Source organism: Lysinibacillus sp. CD3-6 (genome assembly GCF_006351725.2).
In the GTDB taxonomy this organism is placed as follows: Bacteria; Bacillota; Bacilli; order Bacillales_A; family Planococcaceae; genus Lysinibacillus.
The window spans coordinates 4250289-4264539 of sequence record NZ_CP085880.1; the positions used below are offsets into that span (position 1 = coordinate 4250289).

The window sequence follows — 14251 nt, forward strand, 5'->3', positions numbered from 1 at the left end:
ATTGAATGACTCATTCTACTTGAGCGGAGTTCATCATGATTGGAACGAATCTTACGGGAGTCATTCGCGTTCCCGTTCAATAAGCCAGACCTAACTACCTGCCAATCTACTTTAATAATTGCTGTAATGCCTTTGTATATAGTACATGCTCTTCTTTATGAATAGCCGTTTCTGTTGCCTCGCGATTGCCTTCGATCACAGCAACAGCAGCTTGCGCAATAATTGGCCCTGTATCCATGCCTTCATCCACAAAATGCACCGTAACACCCGTCACCTTAACACCATGCTCGATTGCTTGACCAATCGCATCTTTTCCTGGGAAGGATGGTAAAAGCGAAGGATGAATATTAACAATATGCTTTGGATATGCCGCCAACAACACTTCACTAATTAAACGCATATACCCTGCAAGTACAATCCACTGCACTCCACATTCACGTAAAGCTTCAATAATAGCAGTCTCGTACTCTACTTTCGATGCAAATTGTTTCGGACTTAAAGCGAGTACTGGGATACCAAATTGTTGAGCACGTGTCACAACAAATGCAGCGGGCTTATCTGTTACAACGAGCTCAACTTTTGCATGTAGTTCTCCACGTTCAATCGCTTCTTGTATAGCTTGAAAATTACTGCCGCTCCCTGATGCAAATACGGCAATTTTAACTGGTGCAGTCATTACACTAAGCTCCCATCATGTGAGCCGTTAAATACAACGCCCTCGCCTTTCACAACGCGACCGATTTTGTATGCTTTTTCACCATTTGCTTCAGCTGTAGCAATTACTTTATCTGCTTCTGCTGCTGGTACAGCTAACACGAAACCAATACCCATATTGAAGACATTGTATAAATCCTTGTCTTCAAGCTGACCTTTTTCCTTTAAAAATTCGAAAATGCGAAGAACTGGCCAAGAGCCTAAGTCAATTTCTGTTGCTAATCCTTCTGGCATCATACGTGGTAGGTTTTCATAGAAGCCGCCACCTGTTACATGTGCGCAACCATGAACGTCAGCTGCTTTTAATGCTGCAAGCACTGGTTTTGCATATAGCTTAGTTGGTACTAGAAGTGCTTCACCGATTGGACCTAAATCTTCAAAGCCATCAACAACTGCGTCTACTGCATAGCCGTTGTCGGCAAAAACGATTTTACGTACTAATGAATAGCCGTTTGAATGGACACCACTTGACGCTAAACCAATAAGCACGTCACCTTCGACAATATTGTCACCAGTGACAATTGCTGATTTTTCACAAGCGCCTACAGCGAATCCTGCTAAATCGTATTCATCTTCTTCATAAAGACCAGGCATTTCAGCTGTCTCACCACCGATTAAGGCAGCACCAGATTGCACACAGCCATCTGCAACACCTTTTACGATTTGTTCGATTTTTGCTGGCTCTGCTTTACCAAGTGCCACATAATCTAAAAAGTAAAGTGGTTCTGCACCTTGTGCTACGATATCATTTACACACATAGCAACACAGTCCACGCCAATTGTATCGTGCTTGTCTACCATAAATGCTAATTTTAATTTTGTGCCAACACCATCTGTACCTGAAATAAGAACAGGTTCTTTAAGATTTAGTTCTGACAAGTCAAACATACCACCAAAGCCACCAAACGTACCCATCACACCTAGTCGATTCGTCCGTTCAACGTGAGACTTCATTCGTTTTACAGCTTCGTAGCCTGCTTCAATATTTACACCTGCTTGTTCATATGCCTTTGACATGCAGAGATCCTCCTTTAAATTATATACGCAACAATCCATTACTTTTAATAGTAGAGGATATGTGCCTGTTCAACATCCAGCAAGGAATAGCAATCCTTCCTCCATGTCATTCCATTCTTAGCGGATACCCACCGAATAACTATGGGCAGTCCGACAAAATTTCATTGATGAACATACACTTAGCGTAAAAGTTCTTTTTCGTGCGGTAAGATTGTATCTGGGAAAATTTCAGTCGGGTATTTGCTTGTAAAGCATGCTAGGCAAAGACCTTTATTTTCATCCTCAAATGGACGTGCGATTGTTTCCACCATACCTTCAACTGAAAGGAATGTTAGTGAATCAGCACCAATCGCATCTCGTATTTCATCCACATTATGGCTTGAAGCAATTAACTCTTCATGTGTCGAAGTATCAATACCGTAATAACAAGGGTCAGTCATTGGCGGAGAAGAAATTACTACATGTACCTCAGCTGCACCTGCATCTTTTAGCATTTTGACAATACGACGTGATGTTGTACCACGAACAATCGAGTCATCCACCATCACCACACGTTTTCCTTTCACAACTTGAACAACAGGCGAAAGCTTCATTTTCACTCCGCGTTCACGTAATTCTTGCGTCGGTTGAATAAACGTACGGCCAACATAACGGTTTTTAATTAACCCTAACTCATACGGAATACCACTTTCTTCAGCAAAGCCAATAGCCGCAGAAATACTTGAATCAGGTACACCTGTTACGACATCCGCTTCAATATGTGCACATTCACGTGCAAGTTGTTTCCCCATACGTTTACGTGCCATATGCACATTAATGCCATCAATATCAGAATCAGGACGTGCTAAGTATACATATTCCATCGCACACATTGCGCGATTTTCCATATTAGCAAAACGGTCTGATTTTACACCTTCATCGTTTATGATTAATAATTCCCCTGGTTCCACAGAACGAACAAACTCTGCCCCTATTAAATCAAACGCACAAGTTTCAGAAGCAACAACCCATCCATCTCCTAGTTTACCAAGAGATAATGGACGTAAACCATGTGGATCACGCGCAACAAGCATTTCATCTTTTGTCATAATTAAGAACGAATACGCACCCTTTAGTAATGAAAGGGCATTTTTCACCTTTGCTCTGAAAGGTGAATGCGAGCTTTTCTTAATAAGATGCGCTAACACTTCTGTATCTGAGCTTGAGTGAAAAATACTTCCTTGTCGCTCTAAATACTGCTTTAAGTGTGTCGCATTGACTAAGTTACCGTTATGAGCAATGGAAAGGCTACCTGTTGATGAATGAAATAGTAATGGCTGTACATTTTCAATACCGCCACCACCAGCAGTCGTATAACGAACATGCGCAATGGCGGCTTTGCCGTCCACTGCTTTTAATTTCTCTTCATTGAAAACATCATTTACTAATCCTTCGCCTTTCACCGCGCGAAGGTGAAGACCGTCAGAAACGACGATACCAGCACCTTCTTGTCCACGGTGTTGAAGAGCATGAAGCCCGTAATAACTAAGGTGTGCTGGACTTGGGTTGCCCCAAATACCAAACACCCCACATTCTTCGTTTAAGCCTCTGAGTTCAGCAAGCATGGGATTGCTCCTTTCCAATTAGAACGGAATTCCTCCACTGTACCTTCTACAAGCACACCGTTGTCCCCGTTGATTTTAACAAGCGCATCGTTCGTTACGACACCGATTTTTAGTGCACTTTCTACTGTTTCTACAAATGCAGCAGCATGTTCTTCTTTGACTGTTACAACAAAACGGGACTGTGTTTCACTGAATAGAGCCGTTGTTGCAGAACCTGTTAACGTTACATCAATACCAAGACCTTGCGCTCCAAACGTAGTTTCTGCAAGTGCTACGGCAAGTCCACCCTCCGCTACGTCATGCGCAGATTGTACAAGTCCCGCTTTAATCGCTTTCAGCAATGCTTGTTGGCGGGCTGCCTCCACCGCTAAGTCGATAGATGGCGCTTTTCCTGAAATCACACCGTTATTTACTAGCTTTTGAAGCTCAGAGCCACCGAATTCCGTTTTTGTTTCACCAATAACGAATACGACATCGCCTGCCACTTTTACATCTTGTGTTGTTACATGTGCTAAATCTTCAATTAGACCTACCATACCAATTGTTGGTGTTGGGTAAACCGCTTCTCCTGAACGTTCGTTATAAAGAGATACGTTCCCACCGATTACTGGTGCATTTAATGCTGTACAAGCAGCAGAAATACCATCAGCAGATTTTTCGATTTGCCAGAAAATCTCTGGCTTTTCTGGATTACCGAAGTTTAAGCAGTCCGTAATGGCAAGTGGGGTACCACCCGTTGCTACAATGTTACGAGCCGCTTCAGCTACTGCAATGGCACCGCCCACTTCAGGATCAAGATAAATGTAGCGAGAGTTACAGTCTGTAGTCATTGCAAGGCCTTTGTTTGTACCACGCACACGGATAACTGCAGCATCTGATCCAGGTGCTACAACTGTTGATGTACGTACTTGATAATCATATTGATCATAAACCCATTCTTTTGAAGCAATTGTCGGTGCTTTTAAAAGAGCGTTTAACGTTGCTTTATAATCTGTTACAGCTGGTTCAGCGTTGTCCATTGCTTGGAACTGTGCGTAGTATGCAGGCTCTGCAGATGGCTTATGGTAAACTGGCGCATCTTCTGCTAGTGCATCTGCTGGTACATTTGCTACAACTTCACCGTTGTGAAGTAATCGAAGCATTTTATCGTCTGTCACGACACCAATTGCTACTGCATCTAAATCATATTTATCGAAAATCGCTTTAATTTCATCTTCGCGACCTTTTTTCACAACTAATAACATACGTTCTTGAGACTCAGATAGCATCATCTCGTAAGCAGTCATCCCTGTTTCACGTTGCGGTACTAAATCTAGGTTCATTTCTACACCAGAGCCAGCTTTTGAAGCCATCTCTGCTGACGAAGAAGTAAGACCCGCAGCACCCATATCTTGAATACCAACTAGAGCATCAGACTTAACAACTTCTAAGCAAGCTTCAAGTAGTAGTTTTTCCATAAATGGGTCCCCTACTTGCACAGCTGGACGTTGGTTTTCTGATTCCTCAGTTAATTCTTCAGATGCAAATGTCGCACCATGAATTCCATCACGACCAGTTTTTGCACCTACGTACATCACTGTATTTCCTACACCTGCAGCAATACCGCGTTGAATATCTTTGTGGTCTATTAAACCAACACACATTGCGTTCACTAGTGGGTTTCCTTCGTAGCATGGGTCGAATTGAATTTCGCCCCCAACAGTTGGAATCCCGATACAGTTACCATATCCAGCAATACCAGCAACAACTTCTTCAAATAAGTACTTACCACGTGCTGATTTCAACTCACCAAAGCGTAGTGAATTCAGCATTGCAATTGGTCGTGCACCCATTGAGAAAACGTCACGAATAATGCCGCCTACACCTGTTGCTGCACCTTGATAAGGCTCAATTGCTGAAGGGTGGTTATGTGACTCCATTTTAAATACAACTGCTTGCTCATCACCAATATCGACAATACCTGCTCCTTCACCAGGACCTTGTAATACTTGAGGTCCTTTTGTAGGGAATTTACGTAAAACTGGTTTTGAATTTTTGTATGAGCAGTGTTCAGACCACATTACTGAGAAAAGACCAGTCTCTGTCCAGTTTGGTAAACGGCCTAAAATACCTTCTACCATTGCAAATTCTTCGTCTGACATCCCCATTCCAGCGTATAGCTTTTCATCTTTAATTTGCTGTGCTGTTGGCTCAAACTTAGTTGTTGACATGATTTTCCCTCCACTGCTTCACAATTGATTTAAATACTGCTAGACCGTCTGCTCCGCCCACTAGTGTATCGACAGCTCTTTCTGGGTGAGGCATCATTCCTAATACATTGCCGCGCTCGTTAATAATCCCTGCGATATCTTCTAAAGAACCGTTTGGATTTTCTCCTGAGTATGTGAACACGATTTGATTGTTATCTTTTAGTTTTTGTAATGTTTCCTCATCACAGTAGTAGTTGCCTTCACCATGTGCGATTGGAATATTAATTACTTGACCTTGCTCATATTGATTTGTGAATAATGTATTGTTGTTTTCAACTTTAAGCTGTATAGTACGACACATGAATTTCAGATTTTTATTGCGAAGTAAAGCACCTGGCAATAATCCTGCCTCAGTAAGAATTTGGAAGCCGTTACAAACGCCTAATACGGGCTTACCAGCATCTGCTGCTTTTTTAACTTCCGCCATAATGTTTGATTGGTTTGCCATAGCGCCACAACGTAAGTAGTCGCCGTAAGAGAAACCTCCAGGTACTAAAATACCGTCAAAGCCACTTAAATCTGATTCTGTGTGCCATACATATTCTACTTCTTCACCTAGTTCGTCTTTAATCGCATGATACATATCGATGTCACAGTTTGACCCAGGGAATACGAGTACTGCGAATTTCATGATTAGTTAGCCTCCTCGACTTCGTAACGGTAGTCCTCAATTACTACATTCGTTAAAACTTTTTCACACATTTCTTTAACTAGAGTATCTATATCACGCGCTGAATCTCCGACAGTTAGTTCAAGATATTTACCGATACGTAAATCTTCTACTTCACCATAGCCCATTTTTGCTAAAGAACCTTGTACTGCTGAACCTTGTGGATCTAGAATACTCTCACGTAATGTTACGTAAATTTTAACTTTTTTCATTGTTATTTGCCTCCGAGTCTAGAAAGAATAATAGTATATACTTCAGTTAAATTACCAAGGTCTCGACGAAAGACATCTTTGTCCAACTTTTGCTTTGTTTTTGTATCCCAAAGTCTGCACGTATCTGGTGAGATTTCATCTGCCAGTAAAACATCTCCATTTGTATCACGTCCAAATTCTAGCTTGAAGTCTATTAGTGTAACATCGACATCAGCGAAAATTGGTTGCAATACTTTGTTAACAGCTAATGCTCCGTTATACATTGCCGTCACTTCTTCTGGTGTTGCCAGGTTAAGTACATCAATATGCTCTGTCGTAATAAATGGATCGCCTAACGCATCATCCTTATAATAAAATTCAACGATCGGACGTTTTAATAGTGTGCCTTCTTCTAGGCCAAGACGTTTTGCTAAGCTCCCCGCCGCAATATTACGTACAACAACCTCAATTGGAATAATATCAACCTTTTTCACTAGTTGTTCTGTAGCAGATAATTGTTTTACGAAATGTGACGCAATTCCGTTTGCTTTTAATTTTTCGAAAATTAACGAAGTAATGCGGTTATTTAACACGCCTTTGCCTTCAATTTCTTCTTTTTTCTCACCATTAAAGGCAGTTGCACTATCCTTGTATTCTACTAAAAGGATAGTAGGCTCTTCTGTTGCATATAGTTTTTTGGCTTTACCTTCATACAAAAGTTGGTCATTCGTCATGTCGTCATTCCCCCAGATTATTATGAAATACGCCTCGACGTATTGATGTTATGGATTTTGAATCTACAATATGATTCAAAATCCGTAACATCCGTCGTGGCACTAACTGTCTATCAATTCAATACGGTTAGTTAAGTCCAAGACGTTCAAAAATCATGTCTACATGTTGTAAGTGGTAGTTGTAATCAAAGCACTCATCAAGCTCTTCCTTCGATAAGTATGAAGTGATTTTCTCACTTGCATCGACTAACGTACGGAATTGCACTTGCTCGTCCCACGCCTGCATCGCTAATGGCTGTACTGTATCATACGCTTCCTCACGTACTAATCCTTTATCGATTAGTGCTAATAAGATACGTTGAGAGTAAATCAGTCCAAATGTACGACCCATATTACGTTTCATGTTTTCAGGGAATACTGTTAAATTTTTCACGATGTTACCGAAGCGATTTAACATATAGTTCAATGTAATTGTTGCATCTGGTAAAATCACGCGCTCAGCAGATGAATGTGAAATATCACGCTCATGCCATAATGCTACGTTTTCATAAGCTGTCACCATGTAACCACGCATTAAACGTGACATACCAACCATATTCTCAGAGCCGATTGGATTACGTTTATGCGGCATAGCAGATGAACCCTTTTGGCCTTTTGCAAAAGCTTCTTCTACTTCTCTCGTTTCAGATTTTTGCAAACCACGAATTTCCGTTGCGAACTTTTCGATAGATGTTGCAATTAATGCAAGAGCACCTAAATACTGTGCATGTCGATCACGCTGTAATGTTTGCGTAGAAATTGGCGATGCAGCAAGCCCTAATTTGTCACAAACATATTGTTCAACACGTGGATCAATATTTGCATATGTGCCAACAGCGCCAGACATCTTACCTGTTTCAATTACAGCTGCAGCAGCATCAAAGCGTTCTAGGTTACGCTTCATCTCTTCGTACCATAAACCTAATTTTAAACCGAATGTTGTTGGTTCAGCGTGCACGCCATGTGTACGGCCCATCATAACGGTATGCTTATGCTCTTTTGCTTTTGCGGCAATAATATCAATAAAATTCACAATATCTTTTCTTAAAATAGTATTTGCTTGTTTAATTATATAAGAAAGGGCTGTGTCCACAACGTCTGTTGAAGTTAAACCGTAGTGTACCCATTTACGTTCCTCGCCTAGTGTTTCAGATACAGCACGTGTAAAGGCAACTACATCGTGACGTGTCTCTTTCTCAATTTCTAAAATACGATTTACATCAAATGAAGCATTTTCGCGAATTTTAGCCACATCATCTTTTGGAATATCGCCAATCTCTGCCCAAGCCTCACATGCTAAAATTTCAACCTCTAGCCAAGCTTGGTATTTATTTTGTTCTGTCCAAATTGCACCCATCTCAGGTCTTGTGTAACGTTCAATCATCGCTTATCTCCTTCTATTCTGACCAAATGCCAGAACTCTCGATTTGTTGTAGTGTTGCTTCTAAGTCTTTTGTCATAATCGTTACGTGGCCCATTTTACGGTTCACCTTAGCTTCAGCTTTCCCATAAAGATGTAATGACCATTCAGGATATTTTGCAATTGAGTTACTAAGTGGCATAACATGCTGCCCTAATACATTCACCATTATAGATGAATCCCAAAGTTGTGGTTTACGCAGTGGCCAACCACAAATAGCACGGATATGCTGATGGAATTGTGATATATTACATGCCTCTATCGAATAGTGACCAGAATTATGAGGTCTCGGTGCTAGTTCATTAATAATAATGTCGCCATTTTCTAAAACAAACATTTCCACTGCAAGCGTCCCTACTAGATTTAAGTAATCAGCTATTTTAATAGCCTCTTGTTCAGCAGCCTGTGCTGTCACCTCTTGGATACGAGCGGGTACAATTGTTTCATGTAAAATATGATGAACATGAATGTTTTCACCAACTGGCTGACAATATAATTCGCCATCACCGTTGCGTTGTACAATAACTGATACTTCTTTAACAAAAGGTACAAAACCTTCAGCAATACATTGAGAATGAGTAAAAAGCTCTTTTGCCAATGGTAAATCTGCTGCTGAATTTAGAAGTTGCTGCCCTTTGCCATCATAGCCACCTCTTGCAGTTTTTACGATACATGGGTAGTTGATTTGATCAATACTAGCTACTAACTCCTCATATGTATTTGCTACAATATAAGGAGCTACTGGACAGCCAGCTTTCACAATTGCTGCCTTCTCAGTCACACGGTCTTGTGTAATGCGTACTAATTCTGCTCCTTGTGGTACATAAGCCATTTGAGTTAAACGTTTTAAGCCTTCGTAATCGATATTTTCAAACTCATACGTAATAACGTCACTGACTTCGGCAAGTTCCTCGAGTGCGGCCTCATCATCATAAGGTGCCACAATACGAACATCTGCAACCTGTCCACATGGTGAATCCATTGTCGGTTCAAGAACAGCTATTTTAAAGCCTGCCTCCTTAGCTGCGAGAGCCATCATACGGCCAAGCTGTCCTCCTCCGATAATTCCTATCGTTTGTCCAGGATAAATAATTTTCGTCACACTAAGTCACCTGTGCTTTCCAATACTTGTTGCTTCGTCGCCTCGCGTCTAGCATCTAGTTTATTAGCAAGCTCTACGTCTGTTGTCGACAAAATTTGCGCTGCAAGTAAGCCTGCATTTGTCGCACCAGCTTTTCCAATTGCCACGGTTGCTACAGGTACTCCACCTGGCATTTGTACAATTGATAAAAGTGAATCAAGTCCATTAAGTGCACGAGATTGTACAGGCACTCCAATGACAGGTAATGTCGTTTTAGCTGCTACCATACCTGGTAAATGCGCCGCACCACCAGCACCTGCAATAATCACATGAATACCTCGCTCACGTGCTGCCTCTGCGTACTCAAACATTAAATCAGGAGTACGATGTGCAGATACTACTTTTTTCTCGTACGGTACTTGTAATTCATCTAAAATATCACACGCATGTTTCATAGTTTCCCAGTCACTTGAACTACCCATAATGACACCGATTTTCGGATTCATGAATTGTCGCTCCTTTTAAACGATAGAAAAATGATCGATTATTGTGCAAGCCTCTATTATTCAATAGTCACTGCATTTCTTTACTTTTTGAACAAAGAAAATCCTCAAATAAGCTACTCTCCACACTACACGTGAAAGCAGCTTACTTGAGGACTTATTATGAAAAGAATATGCAGATTTAGACATCTGTACACACACCTTCCCGTAACATGCCAAAAGTTGCTTTCCCGCATAGTCCAGCATTTACGGTGCCGGGTAGAGACACTAGAGCCAATTCTCTAGCATATATGGGGATTTAATTGTTTTCCTTATCACATTTTAACAATTGCACACACTGGCGTCAATGCTAAAATGCGAACAATTTATTTTTGGCATTAAAAATCGTTCGGTTTTAAGTCGTGTTTATTCAGAATCTTGACACAACATCGCTTTAAATTGTATTTTTTGACGTAAATACGTAGGTTCACCATTCACCAGATGAAAGATCGGTTCCTCTTTCCGTCCCATCGCCATATACCCATCCTGACGCATTCTTTCTAAACATTGATCAATTGTTTCATTTTCCTCTACTTCATACCAAATTTGCTTTTTTCCCAAACTGTTCTTCCTTCCACTTGCTCATGTTTTTTAGTCTGCCTTACTTGTACTTCATTATACCCGATATAACACTGCAAGAATGCACGAAATTGTAACAATTAATACTGCCGTAATAAAACGAAAGATAGGTAAACATCTACGAAAGTACAAAAAATGAAAAACAAAAAAGCCAAGGAATATATCCTTGACTTTTTCTATTGCCTAGCGACGTCCTACTCTCACAGGGGGAAGCCCCCAACTACCATCGGCGCTAAAGAGCTTAACTTCCGTGTTCGGTATGGGAACGGGTGTGACCTCTTTGCCATCATCACTAGACTATGTTCGGCTTTCAATATACATCGTATCTTGAAACCCTCTTAATTGAAAGTGTTGTTCTTTCAAAACTGGATAAACGGTTCATTGAATGTTTCAAACTTTTTTGGTTAAGTCCTCGATCGATTAGTATTCGTCAGCTCCATGTGTCACCACACTTCCACCTCGAACCTATCTACCTCATCGTCTTTGAGGGATCTTACTTACTTGCGTAATGGGAAATCTCATCTTGAGGGGGGCTTCATGCTTAGATGCTTTCAGCACTTATCCCGTCCACACATAGCTACCCAGCGATGCCTTTGGCAAGACAACTGGTACACCAGCGGTGTGTCCATCCCGGTCCTCTCGTACTAAGGACAGCTCCTCTCAAATTTCCTACGCCCACGACGGATAGGGACCGAACTGTCTCACGACGTTCTGAACCCAGCTCGCGTACCGCTTTAATGGGCGAACAGCCCAACCCTTGGGACCGACTACAGCCCCAGGATGCGATGAGCCGACATCGAGGTGCCAAACCTCCCCGTCGATGTGGACTCTTGGGGGAGATAAGCCTGTTATCCCCGGGGTAGCTTTTATCCGTTGAGCGATGGCCCTTCCATGCGGAACCACCGGATCACTAAGCCCGTCTTTCGACCCTGCTCGACTTGTAGGTCTCGCAGTCAAGCTCCCTTGTGCCTTTACACTCTACGAATGATTTCCAACCATTCTGAGGGAACCTTTGGGCGCCTCCGTTACCTTTTAGGAGGCGACCGCCCCAGTCAAACTGTCCGCCTGACACTGTCTCCTGCCCCGCTAAGGGGCATGGGTTAGAATTTCAATACAACCAGGGTAGTATCCCACCGACGCCTCCTTCGAAGCTGGCGCTCCGAGATCTCTGGCTCCTACCTATCCTGTACAAGTTGTACCAAAATTCAATATCAGGCTACAGTAAAGCTCCACGGGGTCTTTCCGTCCTGTCGCGGGTAACCTGCATCTTCACAGGTACTATAATTTCACCGAGTCTCTCGTTGAGACAGTGCCCAGATCGTTACGCCTTTCGTGCGGGTCGGAACTTACCCGACAAGGAATTTCGCTACCTTAGGACCGTTATAGTTACGGCCGCCGTTTACTGGGGCTTCAATTCGCAGCTTCGCTTGCGCTAACCACTCCTCTTAACCTTCCAGCACCGGGCAGGCGTCAGCCCCTATACGTCACCTTACGGTTTTGCAGAGACCTGTGTTTTTGCTAAACAGTCGCCTGGGCCTATTCACTGCGGCTCTCGTGCGCTTGCACGCTCAAGAGCACCCCTTCTCCCGAAGTTACGGGGTCATTTTGCCGAGTTCCTTAACGAGAGTTCTCTCGCACACCTTAGGATTCTCTCCTCGACTACCTGTGTCGGTTTGCGGTACGGGCACCTCTCACCTCGATAGAGGCTTTTCTTGGCAGTGTGAAATCAGGAACTTCGTCCATACGGACTCGCCATCACAGCTCAACGTTACAGTGTGCGGATTTGCCTACACACACGCCTTACTGCTTGGACGCGCACAACCAACGGCGCGCTTACCCTATCCTACTGCGTCCCCCCATTTCTCAAACGGTGAGGAGGTGGTACAGGAATATCAACCTGTTGTCCATCGCCTACGCCTATCGGCCTCGGCTTAGGTCCCGACTAACCCTGAGCGGACGAGCCTTCCTCAGGAAACCTTAGTCATACGGTGGACGGGATTCTCACCCGTCTTTCGCTACTCATACCGGCATTCTCACTTCTAAGCGCTCCACCAGTCCTTCCGGTCTGACTTCAACGCACTTAGAACGCTCTCCTACCACTGACATCGTAGATGTCAATCCACAGCTTCGGTGAATCGTTTAGCCCCGATACATTTTCGGCGCAGCGTCACTCGACCAGTGAGCTATTACGCACTCTTTAAATGATGGCTGCTTCTAAGCCAACATCCTGGTTGTCTGTGCAACGCCACATCCTTTTCCACTTAACGATTACTTTGGGACCTTAGCTGGTGGTCTGGGCTGTTTCCCTTTTGACTACGGATCTTATCACTCGCAGTCTGACTCCCGTGTATAAATATCTGGCATTCGGAGTTTGTCTGAATTCGGTAAACCGGGATGGCCCCCTAGTCCAAACAGTGCTCTACCTCCAGTATTCTCATCACGAGGCTAGCCCTAAAGCTATTTCGGAGAGAACCAGCTATCTCCAAGTTCGATTGGAATTTCTCCGCTACCCACACCTCATCCCCGCACTTTTCAACGTGCGTGGGTTCGGGCCTCCAGTAAGTGTTACCTCACCTTCACCCTGGACATGGGTAGATCACCTGGTTTCGGGTCTACGACCACGTACTAATTCGCCCTATTCAGACTCGCTTTCGCTGCGGCTCCGCCTTCTAAAGCTTAACCTCGCACGTAATCGTAACTCGCCGGTTCATTCTACAAAAGGCACGCTATCACCCATTAACGGGCTCTAACTACTTGTAGGCACACGGTTTCAGGATCTCTTTCACTCCCCTTCCGGGGTGCTTTTCACCTTTCCCTCACGGTACTGGTTCACTATCGGTCACTAGGTAGTATTTAGCCTTGGGAGATGGTCCTCCCGGATTCCGACGGAATTTCACGTGTTCCGCCGTACTCAGGATCCACTCTGGAGGGAATAAACTTTCGACTACAGGGCTTTTACCTGCTCTGGCGGACCTTTCCAAGTCGCTTCATCTAACTCATTCCTTTGTAACTCCGTATAGAGTGTCCTACAACCCCAAGAGGCAAGCCTCTTGGTTTGGGCTCTTCCCGTTTCGCTCGCCGCTACTCAGGGAATCGATTTTTCTTTCTCTTCCTCCAGGTACTTAGATGTTTCAGTTCCCTGGGTCTGCCTTCAAGACGCTATGTATTCACGTCAAGATACTACGCGATTAAACGTAGTGGGTTCCCCCATTCGGAAATCTCCGGATCAAAGCTCACTTACAGCTCCCCGAAGCATATCGGTGTTAGTGCCGTCCTTCTTCGGCTCCTAGTGCCAAGGCATTCGCCGTGCGCCCTTAATAACTTAACCTACAGCTTCCGATATACATCGTAATACAGCGTCAGCTTCATTCGTTCAATCAGTCACGTACGAAAGTACGCTCCTTCACTCAC

The 14251-nt window shown here is 43.3% G+C and carries 11 protein-coding genes, 2 rRNA genes and 1 riboswitch; all 13 genes read right to left on the bottom strand.

Going from position 1 to position 14251, the window contains the following annotated elements:
- Positions 1-106: 106 nt before the first annotated feature.
- Positions 107-676, bottom strand: a complete 570-nt coding sequence (gene purN, locus FH508_RS21105; RefSeq protein WP_173479652.1) for a phosphoribosylglycinamide formyltransferase — start codon at positions 674-676, stop codon at positions 107-109.
- Complete coding sequence (purM, locus tag FH508_RS21110) at positions 676-1731, bottom strand: phosphoribosylformylglycinamidine cyclo-ligase (protein WP_173479653.1); 1056 nt, start codon at positions 1729-1731, stop codon at positions 676-678. The genes purN and purM overlap by 1 nt, the downstream gene beginning before the upstream one ends.
- A 179-nt stretch (positions 1732-1910) precedes the next feature.
- On the bottom strand, positions 1911-3335 hold the full coding sequence (gene purF, locus FH508_RS21115) for an amidophosphoribosyltransferase (protein WP_173479654.1): 1425 nt from the start codon (positions 3333-3335) through the stop codon (positions 1911-1913).
- The gene (gene purL, locus FH508_RS21120; protein ID WP_173479655.1) at positions 3311-5545 is read right to left on the bottom strand and encodes a phosphoribosylformylglycinamidine synthase subunit PurL; all 2235 of its coding nucleotides are present in this window, start codon (positions 5543-5545) and stop codon (positions 3311-3313) included. Before purL ends, purF begins: the two co-directional genes overlap by 25 nt.
- A complete protein-coding gene (purQ, locus tag FH508_RS21125; protein ID WP_173479656.1) occupies positions 5532-6215 on the bottom strand; it encodes a phosphoribosylformylglycinamidine synthase subunit PurQ in 684 nt (227 codons plus the stop codon). Before purQ ends, purL begins: the two co-directional genes overlap by 14 nt.
- A gap of 2 nt (positions 6216-6217) precedes the next feature.
- On the bottom strand, positions 6218-6466 hold the full coding sequence (gene purS, locus FH508_RS21130) for a phosphoribosylformylglycinamidine synthase subunit PurS (RefSeq protein ID WP_024364458.1): 249 nt from the start codon (positions 6464-6466) through the stop codon (positions 6218-6220).
- A 2-nt stretch (positions 6467-6468) separates the two neighbouring features.
- Positions 6469-7179, bottom strand: a complete 711-nt coding sequence (gene purC, locus FH508_RS21135) for a phosphoribosylaminoimidazolesuccinocarboxamide synthase (protein WP_173479657.1) — start codon at positions 7177-7179, stop codon at positions 6469-6471.
- A gap of 127 nt (positions 7180-7306) precedes the next feature.
- A complete protein-coding gene (gene purB / locus FH508_RS21140; RefSeq protein WP_173479658.1) occupies positions 7307-8602 on the bottom strand; it encodes an adenylosuccinate lyase in 1296 nt (431 codons plus the stop codon).
- A 13-nt stretch (positions 8603-8615) separates the two neighbouring features.
- Complete coding sequence (gene purK / locus FH508_RS21145; RefSeq protein ID WP_173479659.1) at positions 8616-9740, bottom strand: 5-(carboxyamino)imidazole ribonucleotide synthase; 1125 nt, start codon at positions 9738-9740, stop codon at positions 8616-8618.
- Positions 9737-10225 carry a 5-(carboxyamino)imidazole ribonucleotide mutase gene (gene purE, locus FH508_RS21150; RefSeq protein WP_173479660.1) on the bottom strand — a complete coding sequence of 163 codons (489 nt, stop codon included), beginning with the start codon at positions 10223-10225 and terminating at the stop codon, positions 9737-9739. Before purE ends, purK begins: the two co-directional genes overlap by 4 nt.
- A 212-nt stretch (positions 10226-10437) precedes the next feature.
- A riboswitch (purine riboswitch) is annotated at positions 10438-10536 on the bottom strand.
- A 91-nt stretch (positions 10537-10627) separates the two neighbouring features.
- Positions 10628-10822 (bottom strand): NETI motif-containing protein, encoded by a 195-nt coding sequence (locus FH508_RS21155; RefSeq protein ID WP_173479661.1) that lies wholly within the window; start codon positions 10820-10822, stop codon positions 10628-10630.
- 199 nt (positions 10823-11021) lie between these two features.
- A 5S ribosomal RNA gene (gene rrf, locus FH508_RS21160) occupies positions 11022-11137 on the bottom strand.
- Positions 11138-11240: 103 nt separating this feature from the next.
- Positions 11241-14168, bottom strand: a 23S ribosomal RNA gene (locus tag FH508_RS21165).
- Between the last annotated feature and the right edge of the window lie 83 nt (positions 14169-14251).

Bases quoted from the DNA above. Each gene is read 5' to 3' on its own strand.
- purN (WP_173479652.1), bottom strand. From the start codon at position 676: ATGACTGCACCAGTTAAAATTGCCGTATTTGCATCAGGGAGCGGCAGT.
- purM (WP_173479653.1), bottom strand. From the start codon at position 1,731: ATGTCAAAGGCATATGAACAAGCAGGTGTAAATATTGAAGCAGGCTAC.
- purF (WP_173479654.1), bottom strand. From the start codon at position 3,335: ATGCTTGCTGAACTCAGAGGCTTAAACGAAGAATGTGGGGTGTTTGGT.
- purL (WP_173479655.1), bottom strand. From the start codon at position 5,545: ATGTCAACAACTAAGTTTGAGCCAACAGCACAGCAAATTAAAGATGAA.
- purQ (WP_173479656.1), bottom strand. From the start codon at position 6,215: ATGAAATTCGCAGTACTCGTATTCCCTGGGTCAAACTGTGACATCGAT.
- purS (WP_024364458.1), bottom strand. From the start codon at position 6,466: ATGAAAAAAGTTAAAATTTACGTAACATTACGTGAGAGTATTCTAGAT.
- purC (WP_173479657.1), bottom strand. From the start codon at position 7,179: ATGACGAATGACCAACTTTTGTATGAAGGTAAAGCCAAAAAACTATAT.
- purB (WP_173479658.1), bottom strand. From the start codon at position 8,602: ATGATTGAACGTTACACAAGACCTGAGATGGGTGCAATTTGGACAGAA.
- purE (WP_173479660.1), bottom strand. From the start codon at position 10,225: ATGAATCCGAAAATCGGTGTCATTATGGGTAGTTCAAGTGACTGGGAA.